The 14,466-nt window shown below is 67.3% G+C and carries 12 protein-coding genes and 1 tRNA gene; 5 read left to right on the top strand and 8 right to left on the bottom strand.

Going from position 1 to position 14,466, the window contains the following annotated elements:
* Positions 1-257 precede the first annotated feature (257 nt).
* The 5 genes from H5T74_03680 (at position 258) to H5T74_03660 (ending at position 5,820) form a co-directional block, all read left to right on the top strand.
* Complete coding sequence (locus H5T74_03680; GenBank protein ID MBC7229478.1) at positions 258-1,718, top strand: NAD(P)/FAD-dependent oxidoreductase; 1,461 nt, start codon at positions 258-260, stop codon at positions 1,716-1,718.
* Between the two features lie 464 nt (positions 1,719-2,182).
* Positions 2,183-3,133 (top strand): AIM24 family protein, encoded by a 951-nt coding sequence (locus H5T74_03675; GenBank protein MBC7229477.1) that lies wholly within the window; start codon positions 2,183-2,185, stop codon positions 3,131-3,133.
* A gap of 342 nt (positions 3,134-3,475) precedes the next feature.
* Positions 3,476-4,246, top strand: a complete 771-nt coding sequence (locus tag H5T74_03670) for a 2-hydroxyglutaryl-CoA dehydratase (protein MBC7229476.1) — start codon at positions 3,476-3,478, stop codon at positions 4,244-4,246.
* Between the two features lies 1 nt (position 4,247).
* On the top strand, positions 4,248-5,027 hold the full coding sequence (locus H5T74_03665) for a hypothetical protein (GenBank protein MBC7229475.1): 780 nt from the start codon (positions 4,248-4,250) through the stop codon (positions 5,025-5,027).
* A 16-nt stretch (positions 5,028-5,043) separates the two neighbouring features.
* On the top strand, positions 5,044-5,820 hold the full coding sequence (locus H5T74_03660) for an AAA family ATPase (protein ID MBC7229474.1): 777 nt from the start codon (positions 5,044-5,046) through the stop codon (positions 5,818-5,820).
* A gap of 24 nt (positions 5,821-5,844) precedes the next feature.
* On the opposite strand, the gene H5T74_03655 is transcribed toward H5T74_03660, so the two are convergent.
* The 8 genes from H5T74_03655 to proB form a co-directional block, all read right to left on the bottom strand.
* Positions 5,845-7,683 carry an AMP-binding protein gene (locus tag H5T74_03655; protein ID MBC7229473.1) on the bottom strand — a complete coding sequence of 613 codons (1,839 nt, stop codon included), beginning with the start codon at positions 7,681-7,683 and terminating at the stop codon, positions 5,845-5,847.
* Positions 7,684-8,509: 826 nt separating this feature from the next.
* On the bottom strand, positions 8,510-9,019 hold the full coding sequence (locus H5T74_03650) for a hypothetical protein (protein ID MBC7229472.1): 510 nt from the start codon (positions 9,017-9,019) through the stop codon (positions 8,510-8,512).
* A 265-nt stretch (positions 9,020-9,284) separates the two neighbouring features.
* A tRNA-Ala gene (locus H5T74_03645) sits at positions 9,285-9,359 on the bottom strand.
* 180 nt (positions 9,360-9,539) lie between these two features.
* Complete coding sequence (gene rsfS, locus H5T74_03640; protein MBC7229471.1) at positions 9,540-9,839, bottom strand: ribosome silencing factor; 300 nt, start codon at positions 9,837-9,839, stop codon at positions 9,540-9,542.
* Positions 9,840-10,020: 181 nt separating this feature from the next.
* The gene (locus H5T74_03635) at positions 10,021-11,292 is read right to left on the bottom strand and encodes a LytR C-terminal domain-containing protein (GenBank protein ID MBC7229470.1); all 1,272 of its coding nucleotides are present in this window, start codon (positions 11,290-11,292) and stop codon (positions 10,021-10,023) included.
* Positions 11,289-11,918, bottom strand: coding sequence for a nicotinate-nucleotide adenylyltransferase (locus H5T74_03630; protein MBC7229469.1), 630 nt, complete (start codon positions 11,916-11,918; stop codon positions 11,289-11,291). The genes H5T74_03635 and H5T74_03630 overlap by 4 nt, the downstream gene beginning before the upstream one ends.
* Position 11,919: 1 nt before the next feature.
* Positions 11,920-13,167: a glutamate-5-semialdehyde dehydrogenase gene (locus H5T74_03625; protein ID MBC7229468.1), complete on the bottom strand. Its 1,248-nt coding sequence runs from the start codon at positions 13,165-13,167 to the stop codon at positions 11,920-11,922.
* 140 nt (positions 13,168-13,307) lie between these two features.
* Entirely contained in the window at positions 13,308-14,447 is a 1,140-nt protein-coding gene (gene proB / locus H5T74_03620) for a glutamate 5-kinase (protein MBC7229467.1), read from the bottom strand.
* Between the last annotated feature and the right edge of the window lie 19 nt (positions 14,448-14,466).

Raw genomic sequence — 14,466 nt, 5'->3', positions numbered from 1 at the left:
CCCGCGTTTATAATCCATGCGACATCTCATGGACTTCCCCGCGCTCCGCAGGGATGCGTGCCCCCTCGAGCCGGGTCCCCGATCGGGCCGCGTGCACCGGCGGGATGTGCACATATGATAGCGCTCGGCCTTGCTACCCAAGGCACGGCGGAGGCCCGGGTCCCGCGGTGAAGGTCCGTGGGTGAGATGTGGGTGTGAGCGGCAACGGGCGGGCGTTCACGACCCGTCGGGGACATAGCAGGAGGCCGAGGAGAAAGATGGGCGGCAGGCGCGTGGTGGTCATAGGGTCGGGGCCGGGCGGAGCCGCGGCGGCGGCGCTCATGGCCCATGCGGGACATCGCGTCACCCTTCTGGAGAGGAACCCTTTCTTCGGAGGCAAGTGCTCCTCCCTTCCCCGCCATGGATGCGTGGTGGACACGGGCGTGCACATGTTCGGGCGCGGCCCCTTTGGGCCCTTCGGCGAGATCGGCCGCATCCTGGGGAGCGGTCCGGAATGGGTGGCCCGCAGGCCTTCCTTCACCCTGAGCCTCTCGGGAGGCGGGAAGCTGGAGATGGCCTCCTCCGTCCTCGACCCCCTTTCGGCCTTCAACTTCGCCAGAGGCCACCTCAGTGGCTGGCAGAAGATGGGATGGCTTTCCACGGGCGCGAGGTCCCTGCAACGCCTGGGGCCGGGTGGCCTGCTGCGCCTCGCGCGGAGGTTCCACGACCCCCGCTTCCCCCTCTACCGCGAGCTCCAGGGCGTGACGGTGGCGGATTTTCTCTCCCCCCTCTCCGTCTCGCCGGACTTCCTGCGCACCTTTCACGCCCAGGCCATGCTGACCATGGTCCTTCCCTGGCACCGCGCCTCCATGGGGGAGTTCGCCTACATCCTCGCCAGCACCATGCGCGCCGCCTATCTCTGCTACCCGCGCGGCGGAGCGGGAGCCATACCGGCGGCCTGCCTCCACGCCCTCGAGCGCCTGGGGGGAGAGACGAGGAGGGGCTGCGCCGCCGCGGACATATTGGTGGAGGGCGGCCGCGCCCGCGGGGTGACCACTTCGGAGGGGGAGTTCATCCCCGCCGACCTAGTCATCTCCAACGCGGGACTGGCCAACACCGTGGGGCTGGCCGGAAGGGAGCATTTCCCCCGCGAGTACCTGGAGCGGGCGGACAGCGCGCGCGACTCCGAGGCCTTCATCGCCGTGAAGTTCTTCCTCGAGGGCCGGATGAGGTCCATGCGTACCCCCTGCCTCCTACACCTGCCGGACCTCGACCCCTTCCATATGTTCGACTATCTCGAGGACGGGAAGGACCCGCAGGACCTCTTTCTCTTCGTCACCGCCCCCGCCGCGTGGGACGAATCCCTGGCGGCCCCCGGCAGGGACGTGCTGCTGGTGGGAACACCCGCGCCGTCGGCCCTGGCGGGCCGGGAGAGATGCGACGCCATACTGGACCTGGCGCAGGAGATAGCGCGGTCCCTCTTCCCGGAGATCGACGCCTGCGCCGACAGGGTGGAGCGCGTGACCACCCCGGCCATCGCCGCCTTGAGCGGACGGCGCGGCGGCGACTGCATAGGGCTGGCCCAGGAGGTGGGGCAGGACGTCTCCCTCCGCCCCTCCCAGATCACGCCCGTACAAGGCCTGTACCTGGTGGGATCGGACGCCGGAGGCCGCGGCATCGGCACCGAGATGGCCGCCGACAGCGCCCTGCGCCTCTATTACCTGCTGAAGGACGCCTGATCCGGAGACAGGGGCCGAGCCGTGATCTCTCCCGGTCGGGATACGAACAGGTGAAAGCCCCGAAGGTCCTCTTTCTCGGCCGCCTTCCTCCGGGCCCGCCGGCCAACACGACCGGCGAGCGCGATACCGCGGGAGCCGCGAGGTCAGGAGGCCTGTAAGAATTTACCATACGGCCGGTCGTGACCTCGGCGCGATGCCGCGGGAGCCGCGAGGTCAGGAGGCGGTCCGCCGACGCCCGCTACGTGAGCCTACCGCCGCCTTTGTACGCTCATTCACGATGCGGGGTATCGCATGCCTGGTGCAGCCTGCCGTCCCACAGGGCGGTGACTGCCGCATGGCTCGCTTGCCGGAAGTTCTCGCTTCCCGGCTATAATGAATAAGCCGATGTTGTCCGATCCGTTGCTATGCAGCCCGTCGTCTTGATCCTGCTGCCATGCAGGCCCATCACCGGAGGAGGTATGAAGATGTTCTGTCCCGGATGTGGCCAGGAAAATGCCGACAGCGCGGCGTTCTGCCGCTTCTGCGGCCAGGCGCTCGCGGGCGCCGCTCCCCAGGCGCAGGCGGCCCCCCAGGTCCCGCCCCCGCAGGCGGCGCCACCACCACAGGCGCCGGCTCCCGCGCCCTCCGGGGTCGGCGTGCCCTTCTCCGAGGAGCTGGCCCCTACCACCCTCGCGCAACTGGTAAAGGAATCCATGGAGCTGGAGAGCCCCAACGCCTTCAACCTGCAGAGCAAGAAGCTGCTGCGCGTGAACTTGGCGGCCTCCGGAGGGCAGGTCCTGGCCAAAGCCGGCTCCATGATCGCCTACCAGGGGCAGATCAGCTTCTCCCGCCAGGGGAGCGGCGGCGCCGCCAAGTGGATCAAGAAAGCCATCTCCGGCGAGTCCTTCACCCTCATGCTCTGCCAGGGCACAGGCGACCTCTTCCTCGCCGATGCCGCCAACGACATCGTGCTCCTCTACCTCAACAACGAGAGCATCACCGTGGAGGCGCTGAACCTCCTCGCCTTCAGCCCCAGCATCTCCTGGGACATCGTGATGATCAAGGGAGCGGCGGGGATGATGAGCGGGGGTCTGTGGACGGTGGAGCTCAACGGCACCGGCTACCTGGCCCTCATCTCCAAGGGGGAGCCCATGACCCTGAAGGTGACCCCCGAGCAGCCCACCTACACGGACCCCAACGCCACCATCGCCTGGTCGGCGGGGCTGAACCCCACCGTCCACGTGGACGCCAACCTCACCAGCCCCAAGGGCATCTTCGGCTCCGCGCACGGAGAGCTCTTCCAGCTCGCCTTCCAGGGAAACGGATTCGTGGTGGTGCAGCCCAGCGAGGAAGCCCCCAAGACCACGCTGCAGGACCCCAAGAGCGGAGGGAGCGGTCCCGCCGGGGGAATACTCGGCGGGGTCCTGGGACGCTAACCGCGTCGGCTCCTCGCCCGCAGGAGCGGGGCGCGCCCCCTACGCCCGCCGTCTCCGGACCTGCCTGCGGTACGCCTACCGCCGTATGAACGGCCCGGCATGCCGCCAGGCGGCGCGGGGGTTATCACCCACCGAAAAAAGGGGGATCCCCCCTTGCCGGCTCCCATGGGTGAACATAGAATCGTGAAAAGTACGTGCGGCAACTCGGCGCGGCGACGGCACGGCAACCGCAGGGAACGGCCCGCGCCCGTTCCTAGTGGAGCCTCCGCAATCATGGCCTTGTGTCACGGCACGCGCTACAATCCTTACCAGGGGTAGAGCCCCTCGCTGGGGAGGGAAGGGATGAAAAGCCTGGGCTGCGACGTCGGTAGCCTGTTTACCAAGGCGGTGGTGATGGACGGAGAGCGGCTGCTCGCCGCCAGGGTCATCGCCACCACCGGGAACCTGACCTCGGAGATGGAGTCACTCCTGGACGGGGTCTGCGCCGACGCCGGTCTGAAACGGGATGACCTCGACGGCATCGTGGCCACCGGCAGCGGGGCCGAGCTCGTCCCCGAGGCCAGCTTCCTGGAGGACGAGATAGCGTGCATCGCCTGGGCGGCGAGGTGTATCCTGCCGGAAGTGGACCTGGTGGTGGACATTGGGGGACAGAGCATCACCTCCCTGTTGCTGGACGAGGAGGGCGAGGTCCTGGACTTCATGCGCAACGACAAGTGCGCCTCCGGGACGGGGCGCTTCCTGGAGGTGATGAGCGGCGCCGTGGGCGTGCCCGTGGAGCGCATCGAAGAGGAGGCCTCGCGGGCACGCAAACAGGTCCCCATCAGCTCCCAGTGCGGGGTCTTCGTGGAGAGCGAGGTCATCACCCACGTGAACAACGGCGAGGCGCCGCGGGACATCGTGGCCGGGCTCTGCGACGCGGTGGCGCGCATCGTGGCCTCCCAGGCGAGACGTTTCGGCATGGGCAAGCGCTATACCTTCACGGGAGGCGTAGCCAGGGTGGGAACGGTGGTGGGGCTGGCGTGCCGCCGCCTGGAGGGCGAATACGTCCCCTTCCCCCTGGACCCGCAGCTGGCGTGCGCGGTGGGGGCGGCCCTCGCGGTGGAGGAGGACTGAGTTGGGCCTCTTCGACCAGCCCCTGGAGGAGATCCGCTCCTTCATCGAGGAGCGGCTCGCCGAGGGAAGGGCGCGGGTGCTGCCCTTCACCCCCGTCCTGCCGCGCGTCGAGTCCGCCCAGGTGATCCTCAGCGAGGACACCGGGCTGGAGCTGGGCAATCCCGGCGCCGCCTCCCGCTCGCTCCTGCTCTGGGATACGGAGGGCGGGGTGAGCGACGGCCGCATCGTGCTGGTAGGCCCGGATTTCACGCAGGCGACCTCCTCCAGCCTCCCCTATGCCCAGGTGGTGGTGGCGGGAGGGGAGTTCGAGGACGAATACGACTGCTACCGAGACCTGCGCGACGCCACCTACAACCTCAGGCTGCGCGGGTTCATGGCCCGGGTCTTCCCGGGCAGGCAGTCGGTGTGGTGCCGCATCTCCAAGGATGCCCTTGCGGCGGGCTTCAGCGCCCAGATCCTGGGGAGCGCCCTCATCCAGGCGGTCAAGGAGCTGCCCTTCGTGCGCTCCGCCGAGGTGCTCATGGTCACCTCGGACCGCGAGGACATCGAGTCCCTGGCCTCCCCGGGGGACAAGGTCATGGACATCGTCGAGGCCCTGATCAAGATGTACGAGGAGATGAACTTCGACTGCGAGGAATGCGAGTACCTCGAGGTGTGCGACAGCGTGGTGGAGCTGCGGCAGATCCGCGACCGCCTGCAACGGGAGAAGGGAGAGGGGGCGGCCGGCGCCGAAGGACGCCCCGAACCGCCCGCGCGGCAAGGGGAAGACGCGGAGGCATGACGTGGAGGATGAGGGCATGAAGGGCGGAGGACTTCCCGGGCGCGACGTCCTGGCGGTGTGCGGCAAGGGAGGGGTGGGCAAGACCACCGTCTCGGCGCTGCTGGCGCGCCTCCTCTCCGAACGCGGGGAAGGCAGGGTGTTGCTGGTGGACGCCGACCCCGCCGTGGGCCTGGGCATGGCCTTGAGCATCTTTCCGGAGCGCACGGTCAACGATATCCGCAAGGAGATCATCGATACGGTGAAGGAACACGCCACGGACAGCCTGGACCTCGCGGCATCGGTGGATTACAAGCTCATGCAGGCCGTGCACCAGAACGGCGGGCTGGGATTCCTCTCTGTGGGACGCCCCGAGGACGAGGGGTGCTACTGCCAGCTCAACACCCTGCTGCGCGAGGCTATCGAGTCCCTGTCGGCTCATTTCGACCTCACCCTCGTCGACGCCGAGGCGGGGGTCGAACAGGTGAACCGCAGGGTGATGCGTTCCGTGAGCCACCTCCTGCTGGTTTGCGACCCCACCCCCAAGAGCCTCAACGTGGCCGAGGCCATACGAAGGGTGGCCGAGGAGGCGGTGAACTACCGCAGGCTCGGCCTACTGGTGAACCGCGCCCGCGGCAAGGAGGATGCCCTTGCGCTGGCCTCGCGCAGCGACCTTCCCCTGTTGGGATGGGTTCCCGAGGACGAGACCGTCAGGGAGTTCGACGCCGGGGCTCACAGCTTCCTCGAGCTCCCGCCCTGCGAGGCGCTGCAGGCGGTGGAGTCCGCGGTGCTCGGGGGCGGTTTCCTCGACCTCTGACCCGGCTCGAGGGTGGCCGTCTCCTCAGGCCTCGCTCCCGGCTCCTATCTCCATCTCCCGCAGGTACTTCTTGTTGACCTTGAAGACCTCGGTGAGGGGCATCTCGTCCAGGAAGACCACGGAGCGGGGCACGGCGTACTTGGCCACCTTGCCCCTCAGGTACTCCAGGTAGTCCTCCTCGCTCACCTTCCCCTTGTATTCCTCCTTGAGCTGCACGAAGACCTTGATGCGCTCGCTCCCCTCGCGCTCCGGGTCCGGCACCCCGATGGTGGCGGCCATGGCCGTGGCGGGGTGCTCGTAGAGGATGTCGTCCACCTCGCGGGTATAGACCTTGTAACCGGAGACGATGGCCATGTCCTTGGTGCGGTCGACGATGGAGAAATAGCCGTTCTCGTCCATCTTCACCACATCGCCGGTGTGCACGAAGCCCTCCTCGTCCAGGCCCCGGCCGGGCTCCGGCCAGTAGCCGAGCATGCGCTGGGGTCCCTGCAGGAGCATCTCCCCCACCTTGCCGTCGCGGTAGAGCTCCTCGAAGGAGAGGGGGGCGCCGCTGTCCACCTCCACCACCTTCACCACCGTGTCCGGGAGGGGGATGCCGATGGTGGCGCGTTTCTCCACCTGGCGCGCCTTCTTCCCGCCGCCCGCGAACCTGGTCATGAGCCCTATGATGGTGCTGAACAGGTGCCCGTACCTCGCCGGCCCCAGCAGCCTGGCCTGGGCCCTCATGAAGGCGACGTTGAAGCGGTTGAAGAGGAGCTTGTTCATGAGGGGGACCCTCTCGCGCCCGCCCATGATGCGGATGTTGGTGGAGACGTTGAAGTGGGTGACGGGAGAGAGCTCGGAAAGCCCGTAGCCCTCGGAGACGAACCCGCCGCTGGTCTTCTCGAACTCCTCCTGCACGTTGGGCGGCAGGGCCGCCGACCCGGAGATGCCGATGATGTGGGTGCCCTTGAGATCCTCGCTGAGCAGTTTCATGAACTGGGTGGGCACCCCGAACTGCAGCACGGGGTGGTATTTCTTCACCATCGCCACCATGGCTTTGGTATCCCGAGGATCGGGGACGATGAGCATGTTGGCGCGCAGCCCCCCGATCATGGTGTGCATGATGCAGTGTCCGTAGCTGTGGAAAAAAGGCAGCCCAAGGATCGCCGAGACGTTTCCCTCCAGGATCCTGGTCACGGGCCCGAAGATGGCGATGTTCTGCAGAGCGTTGGCCACGATGTTGCGATGGGTGAGCATGCACCCCTTGGGAAGCCCGGTGGTCCCCCCGGTGAAGAGCAGCGTCTCCAGGTCCCGCGCCGGCTCGAAGGCGATGGCGGGGGGCAACGGCCGGGCCTGCTCGATCACCTCCGTCAGCCAGTACGCGCCGGCCACGCCGCCGTGCCGGGGCGGGCTTGAGGAATAATCTTCCAGTTCGGTGATGATGAGGTTGGGGGCCCCCATGTGCTCGCGCAAATCTTCGGCCATGGCAAGATGCTCGTACAGGCAGATGAGGGCTTTGGGCGAGCTCTCCCCGAACTTGTGGGCTAGGGTGTCAGGGGGCTCCAGGAAACTGCACGGCACGTGCACCGCCCCGGCCTTCGATATCCCCGCGTCCGCCACCACGAACTGGATGGAGGTGGGTAGGAGCGTCGCCACCCGGTCGCCCTTCTCCACCCCCATGGCCGCCAGCGCGCTGGCGAGGCGGTCGGCGTGTTCCTTGACCTCCGCGTAGCTCATCTCCAGGCCGAGCTGCACGCATCCCAGGCGCGGGCATGTCACCGCCGCCTGGTCCAGGAAGAAGTGCGTGGGCTCGTCCGGATAGGGCTCAAGGGTCTCGGGAACCCCGAAGAGCCTGTACTCCTTGAACCATGGGTAATCCATCGCCTTCTACCCCTTTCTCGTCATGACGAACCCCGGACCTTCGCCGCCTCGTCGGCATCCATACCCTCGGATGCCCCGCGGAAACGGGGCGTCCTGCTGTTCCGTGAATACCTCCCCCCGCCGTCGTCCCCGTTCCCGGCTCGAACCCGCGCCCTCGGGGCCGGACGCAACTCCCGCCTCCGCGCCCGTCCGACGCCTTCCCGCGCGCGCCGCTCCCCAACGGTCCGGCCCGACCGCCCCGCCACGTCCATGCGAGCCGGGGAACGCCGCGTACCGGATCTGTCCGCCTCGGGGAGCTCCGCGGCCGCCGCTCACTCACCGAGGCCCACCCCTTGGAACTGACACGCCATTACTATATCCGCCTGTTATCCGGCAGTCAATGAACGGACGGCATGAATAACGTTCGATTCTGCGAATCCATCAGCATCGTCCATGCCCCCAGAGTAGTAAACCTGCCCGCGTAGTAGCATCTGCGCCGCATGTGCCCCGATATGCGTGGTCTTACATCCCGGAGGTCCGCGGAAAGTTGAATGCTTTGCGCGGGTCATGCGCGTTACGGCAGTCGGAACCCGCCGGCGGCCGGAGGACGACCGTCTGCTTCGGGCGAGATAGCGGCAATATCGGCGGCGAAAGGGATAGGTCCGTGCAGTTGATGGGACGAGCCGTAAATCCCGGACCCCAAGGAACGGCCTGTCAGCACAGGAGGGGGATCTGCATCCCTTCACCGGCAAACCGACCCCGCTATAAGAAATCGCTCGATCTTCCGCCCTGCAAAAAAAGGAGGCCCGGATAGACAACCGGGCCCCGGGTACGCGCCTTTAGCCGTTCACAGGCCGCCCTTGCCGGCCATGCGCCCGATGGTTATCTTGACCTCACCGTTCTCCTCGCTGACGGTGACCACCGTGAACGACTCCTCGTTCACGTTCATCATCCAGGTGGCCTCCTTGGTGGCGGTGTCCTGGTACATGGGTTCGCCCAGCTTGTCCCGGTAGAAGTCGACGACCTTGGAATAGCTATCCTTGGTCATGAACTCCGCTCCCGCGGTGCTGAACTCTCCTTCGGGCCCGGTGGCGGTGGCCGATCCCCCGCTTCCCTCCACGTATTCCGCGCCGGGATAGATCGGCGCTCCCAGCTCCGCCTCGCTGGGTGCCTTGTCCGAACCCTCGTAGGTCACCTTGCCCTCTTCGGTCTCGTAGGTGACCTTTCCGTCCTTCTCCTCGACCCTCACCTCTCCCTCGGGGGTCTTCACCGTGGTCTTGCTTCCGCCGCAGCCCACCGCCATGACCAGGGACGCGGCCATAGCCAGCAGGAGCAGCATCACTGCAGCTTTCCTCAACTTCCTACCTCCTCTTCTCCTCCTCGACCAGCTCTTTCACTCCGACCGGGCCACCCGCAGCCACCCCTGCCGGACAGATGCGCTCATATCAATAGCATGAAGCACAAAATATAAAAAGTCCACCGTGTTTCTGAACCTAGGCACCCGCTCCCCTATCCCTCGGTCCCCGGATGAACCAAACCCCAATAAGAGCTACTCTTCAGACGGGTTTTCCGTAAAGAAGATAAGACCGGGGTTTCGCTATCGCAAAACCCCGGTTGGATGCTGGTGGAGCCGACGGGACTTGAACCCGTGACCTCTACCATGCCAAGGTAGCGCGCTCCCACTGCGCCACGGCCCCATCACCGCACTTAATGAAGTATAAGGACTGTCAAAAAACCCGTCAACGACCGCCCTTTGCGGACGCATGCCCTCGCGCCCGGGCCACGGCCGCGACCCCTCTCGGGCAGATCCCCGCGAGGTGGTCCCGGCGGCTGCGCTCCCACGTCACCTTCCCTCCGCCTCCGGTCGTCGGGAGAGCTCAGCGCGACGTCGCGGCCTTTCCCGTCTCCTCTTCCCACTCCACCAGGGGGGCGTCCTTCCAAAGCCTCTCGATCTCGTAGTAGGCGCGTTCCTCCGCGCGGAAGACGTGCACCACCACGTCGACGTAATCCAGGAGCACCCACCTGCGGTGCCGTTCCCCCTCGCGCCGGGCCGGCTTGTGTCCCATGGCGGCGAGCCTCTCCTCCACCGCCTCGCGGATGCTCCCCACCTGACGGTCGGTGTTGCCGCTGCAGATGACGAAATAATCGGTGAGGACCATCACCTCCCGCATGTCCATCACCAGGATGTCCTGAGCCTTCTTGTCGGAGGCGGCTTTCGCCGCCGCGATCGCGAGCTCCCTGTTTTCCTCCGCCGCCACGCACCTCCTTTACGTCGCTTCGAGCCATGCCTGCGTTCCCGGGCCCGGCCACACCGGGTCCCATCCCAAGCTTATCACAACCCGCCTCCGGCCCCAGGCCTCATGGCGCGGCGAGGTCCCTCCCCGCGATGAGGACCACCTCCGGACCTGCTCCCGTCTCGAACCTGACCTCCTTCACGGAGAGCAGGACCCCCAGATAGCGGGCATAGGCGGCTACTTTGGCGGCCTCGCTGCGGTAGATGATCACGCTTTCCTGGTGGGTGAAGTCGTTGACCTCCTCTCCGTCCACGTTGATCTTGGCGTTTCCGCCCGTCCCCGCCAGGGGGACCCCCAGGGAGAGAAGCCTCTCCCCCACCTTCTTGCCCAGGTCCGGGAGGCCGCACCCGTTCAGCACCTCCACCCGCGGCACCGCACGCACCACCAGGTCTCCCTCTTCCAGTTCCAGGAAGGCCCGCAGCATGGAGAGGAGGTACTCCCGGTCGCCCTGCCACGAGGCGGTGGAGGGCCTCATCTTCAACCCCTCCGCAGCCTCTTCGGAGAGAAGCCCTTCCGCCTGCCCGCCCCTCTCCTCCCGGAGCTCCTCTAGGTAGAGGCGAGCGCGTTCCCCGCGCCTCGCGTAGGCCTCCCTGCGATCCGTCTCGTCCGCTCCCAGGAGCCACAACAAGAGGCGGTCGGTATCCCTCACCTCCTGGCCCCGCGCCAGGAAATCGCTCTCCCCGTTCATGGAGTTCACCAGTACCGTGTCCTCGCCCATGAGCAAGGGGGGAGGCCGCAGCCCCTGGAAGACCCTCACCGCCTCCCAGAACTCCACCTCCACCAGGTAGTCGACCTCCTCGCCCGCGAGGTTGGACACCGTGCCGATGAGGAGGTCGTCTCCGTTATCCTCGCGCAGCGCCCTCCGCAGGTCGGTCTCCCTCCCGGATGCGTCGTAGGCCACGGAGTCCTCGGGCACGATGTACACCTCCCCCGCTCCCGTGGCCGTCGAATAGGTGAAGAGGGCCAGCCCCAACACGGTGCGCCCCTCCTCGCCCTCCATCCTGTCCGCATAGAGGGCCAGGAGCACCGATACGTCGCCCTCCAGACGGCTCCCGTTCCGGGGATGGGTGAGAAAAAGGTACGAGGGCCCGGCCTCCCCCGTCTCCCCGGGGGAAGAGGAGAGGAGCTCGCCCAGCTTCGCGCCCGCCACCCGTGCTAGGTTTATGTAGGGGATGTCCAGCGCGGCGCCCAGCGCCAGGGTCAGCCCCACCGCCAGGGCGATGATGATGACGGCGCGGCGCCTTCTCCTCGTCTCCGCCTCCCGCCGCCTCTTTACCCGCGAGGGCCTGACCTTGACCGCGCTCTCGGGCGCCTCCGCTTCCCCTTTCCTTCTCAACGATAGAACCCGTTCTTCTCTATGAACTCCCTGACCCCCTTCGGCACCAGGTAGGTTACGGGCCTCCCCTCCCTTACCCTCTCGCGGATATCGGTGGAGGAGATGGCGAGGGCGGGGATCTCCATCACCAGCACGCGCGGGTCTTCGGCGTGCCTCTCCTTCTCCGCCTCCGGCAGGGCGTCTTCCAGTCTCTTCAGGTCATACCCCGGGCGGGTGGCGGCGATGAACCTGGCCTCCCGCAGGAGCTTTTCCGGGTCCTTCCAGGTGAGTATCTCCAGGATGGCGTCGGCGCCGGTGATGAAGAAGATGTCGGTGCCGGGACCGTAAAGTCGCCGCAGCTCCCTCACCGTGTCTATGGTGTAGGAGGGACCGGGGCGCTCCAGCTCCATGCGCGACACCCGGAAGCGGGGGTTGTCGGCGGTGGCGATCACCGCCATGAGGTACCTGCTCTCCGGGTCCAGGCTCTCGCGGTCCTCCTTGTGCGGCGGATGCCCGCTGGGGATGAACAGCACCTCGTCCAGCCCGAACTGGTGCAGCGCCTCCTCCGCCGTCACCAGATGGCCGGTGTGTATGGGGTCGAAGGTGCCCCCCATCACCCCGATGCGCCTTCTCCGCAGCCTCCCCATCTCAGGGCCTCACCTGTCCTTCCCCGTAGATCACGAACTTGCTGGAGGTGAGCTCGCGCAGGCTCATGGGCCCGCGGGCGTGCAGCTTCTGGGTGGAGATGCCGATCTCCGCCCCCAGCCCGAACTGGCCTCCGTCGGTGAACCGTGTGCTGGCGTTGACGTACACGTCCGCCGAGTCCACCTCCGCGGTGAAGCGCCGCGCCGCTTCCAGGTCGCGGGTCACGATGGCCTCGGAATGGCGCGACCCGTAGTTGTTGATGTGCTCTATGGCCTCGTGCAGCGAGGAGACCACCTTCACCGCCAGGATGAGGTCCAGATACTCCTCGTACCAGTCCTGCTCCGAGGCCGCCTCGATCCCCGGTAATATGGCGCGCGTGCGCTCGCATCCCCTCAGGGTCACTCCCCGCTCCCGCAGGGCCGCCGCGGCGCGGGGCAGGAACTCCTCCGCCACCGCCTCGTGCACCAGCATGGTCTCCATGGCGTTGCATACCCCGGGGCGCTGCGTCTTGGCGTTGATGACGATCTTCTCCGCCATCTCCAGGTCCGCGCTGGCGTCCACGTAGGTATGGCAGTTGCCCACCCCCGTCTCGATGACCGGCACCGTGCTCTCCTCCACCACGGTGCGGATGAGCCCGGCCCCGCCGCGTGGGATGAGCACGTCCACGTACGTGCGCAACCGCATGAGCTCCCTGGCCGACTCGCGGTCGGTGAGGGGGATGAGCTGGATGGAACCCGCGGGCAGGCCCGCCGCCTCCCCCGCCCCCGCTATGACCTCGGTGAGCAGGAGGTTGGAGCGGATGGCGGAGGAGCTGCCGCGCAGGATGACCGCGTTCCCGGATTTCACGCACAGGCCCGCGGCGTCCACGGTCACGTTGGGGCGCGCCTCGTAGATGATCCCCACCACCCCCAGGGGGACGCGCACCTTACGGATCTCGAGCCCGTTGGGGAGCCTCCAGCCGTCGATGACCTCCCCCACGGGGTCGGTGAGGGCCGCCACCTCGCGCAGGCCCCGCGCCATGTCCTCGATCCTCTTCTCCGTCAGGGTCAGGCGGTCGACGAGCGCTTCGCTCATGCCCGACTCCCGCCCCGCCTCCAGGTCCTCGCGGTTGGCGGTCAGGATGTCCCCGCTCCTGGCGAGGAGGGCGCGCGCCATCTCCTCCAGGGCGCGGTTCTTGGTATCAGCGTCCATGAGGCAGAGCTCCCTGGACGCGGCCTTCGCCCTGGCTCCCATCTCCTCGATAAGGCCCATGTCTCCTCCCCTTCGCTCTAAGTATAGTCTTGGATGCCCTCAACGCGATTCCTGCTCTCCCGCGCAGGGGCACATGCCCGCACGGGAAGCGGGAGCCCCGCCGCAGCGCCCGCTGACCGGCCGGAAACCGCCCTTCCCCCTCACCCGCTATCCAGGATCACCAGGTAATCGCGGTGGATGACCTCCTCGCACTCCTCTTCTCCCAGGCGGCATGCCGCCTCGTCGCTGCGCAGTCCCTTGACCATCTCCAGCTCCGCGGACGAAAGCCCGCAGATGCCGCGGGCTATCCTCCTCCCCTCCTCGTCCACCACCTCCACGGCGTCGCCGGAGACGAACTCCCCGCGGCATTCCAGCACCCCCGCCGGCAGCAGGCTCCGGCCGCCGCGCAGGAGGGCTTCGCGGGCGCCCCGGTCCACCACGATGGTCCCCCGCGGGCGCGCTCCGTAGGCTATCCAGTGCTTCTGCCCGCGCAGCTTCCTCGCCGGGGGGTGGAAATAGGTGCCGAGGCGCTCCCCGGCCAACACCCTCTCAAGGACCTCGCGCTCGCGCCCGTAGGCCATCACCGTGGCGATCCCCGCCGCGCCCGCTATGCTGGCGGCCTCCAGCTTGGCGGCCATGCCTCCGCTGGAATGTTCTTCCACAGCGCCTCCCGCCAGCCGGAACATCTCCGGTGTGATGTGCTCCACCTCGCTGATGATCTCCGCCTCCGCGTGCCGCTTGGGATCGGCGGTGAAGAAGCCCTCGGTATCGGAGAGCATCACCAGCAGGTCCGCCTCCACCAGCACCGCCACCAGCGCCGCCAGGCGGTCGTTGTCCCCGAAACGGATCTCCTCCACCGCCACGGTGTCGTTCTCGTTCACCAGGGGCACCACCCCCATCTCCAGCAGGCGGCGGAAGGTGTTGCGGGCGTTCAAGTACTGGCTGCGGTGGGCGAAATCGTACTGGGTGAAGAGCACCTGTCCCACCTTGAGTCCCTCTTGGGCGAAGAATCCGCTGTACAGCCCCACCAGAAGGCCCTGGCCCACCGAGGACGCCGCCTGCAGGGTGGGGATGTCGCGGGGACGCTCCCCCAGGCCGAGCAGCTCCACCCCCGCCGCGATGGCGCCTGAGGACACCAGTACCACCTCACGCCCGTCCCGCCGCAGGGAAGCCACCTGCCCCACCAATCCCCGCATCTGGGCGCGGTCCAGGCGTCCCGCGTGGTCGCTCAGGGTATAGGTGCCCACCTTCACCACCACGCGCCTCGCGTCGATCCTCCTCCTTTTCTCAGCCGCCGTCATCCCGTATATTCCCTCTCTC

The sequence above is a fragment of the Actinomycetota bacterium genome, from assembly GCA_014360645.1.
Lineage (GTDB): Bacteria > Actinomycetota > Geothermincolia > Geothermincolales > RBG-13-55-18 > Solincola_B.
This window is presented reverse-complemented; position numbering and strand designations above follow the sequence as displayed.

Bases quoted from the DNA above. Each gene is read 5' to 3' on its own strand.
- H5T74_03680 (MBC7229478.1), top strand. From the start codon at position 258: ATGGGCGGCAGGCGCGTGGTGGTCATAGGGTCGGGGCCGGGCGGAGCC.
- H5T74_03675 (MBC7229477.1), top strand. From the start codon at position 2,183: ATGTTCTGTCCCGGATGTGGCCAGGAAAATGCCGACAGCGCGGCGTTC.
- H5T74_03670 (MBC7229476.1), top strand. From the start codon at position 3,476: ATGAAAAGCCTGGGCTGCGACGTCGGTAGCCTGTTTACCAAGGCGGTG.
- H5T74_03660 (MBC7229474.1), top strand. From the start codon at position 5,044: ATGAAGGGCGGAGGACTTCCCGGGCGCGACGTCCTGGCGGTGTGCGGC.
- H5T74_03655 (MBC7229473.1), bottom strand. From the start codon at position 7,683: ATGGATTACCCATGGTTCAAGGAGTACAGGCTCTTCGGGGTTCCCGAG.
- rsfS (MBC7229471.1), bottom strand. From the start codon at position 9,839: ATGGACATGCGGGAGGTGATGGTCCTCACCGATTATTTCGTCATCTGC.
- H5T74_03630 (MBC7229469.1), bottom strand. From the start codon at position 11,918: ATGGGGAGGCTGCGGAGAAGGCGCATCGGGGTGATGGGGGGCACCTTC.
- H5T74_03625 (MBC7229468.1), bottom strand. From the start codon at position 13,167: ATGGGCCTTATCGAGGAGATGGGAGCCAGGGCGAAGGCCGCGTCCAGG.
- proB (MBC7229467.1), bottom strand. From the start codon at position 14,447: ATGACGGCGGCTGAGAAAAGGAGGAGGATCGACGCGAGGCGCGTGGTG.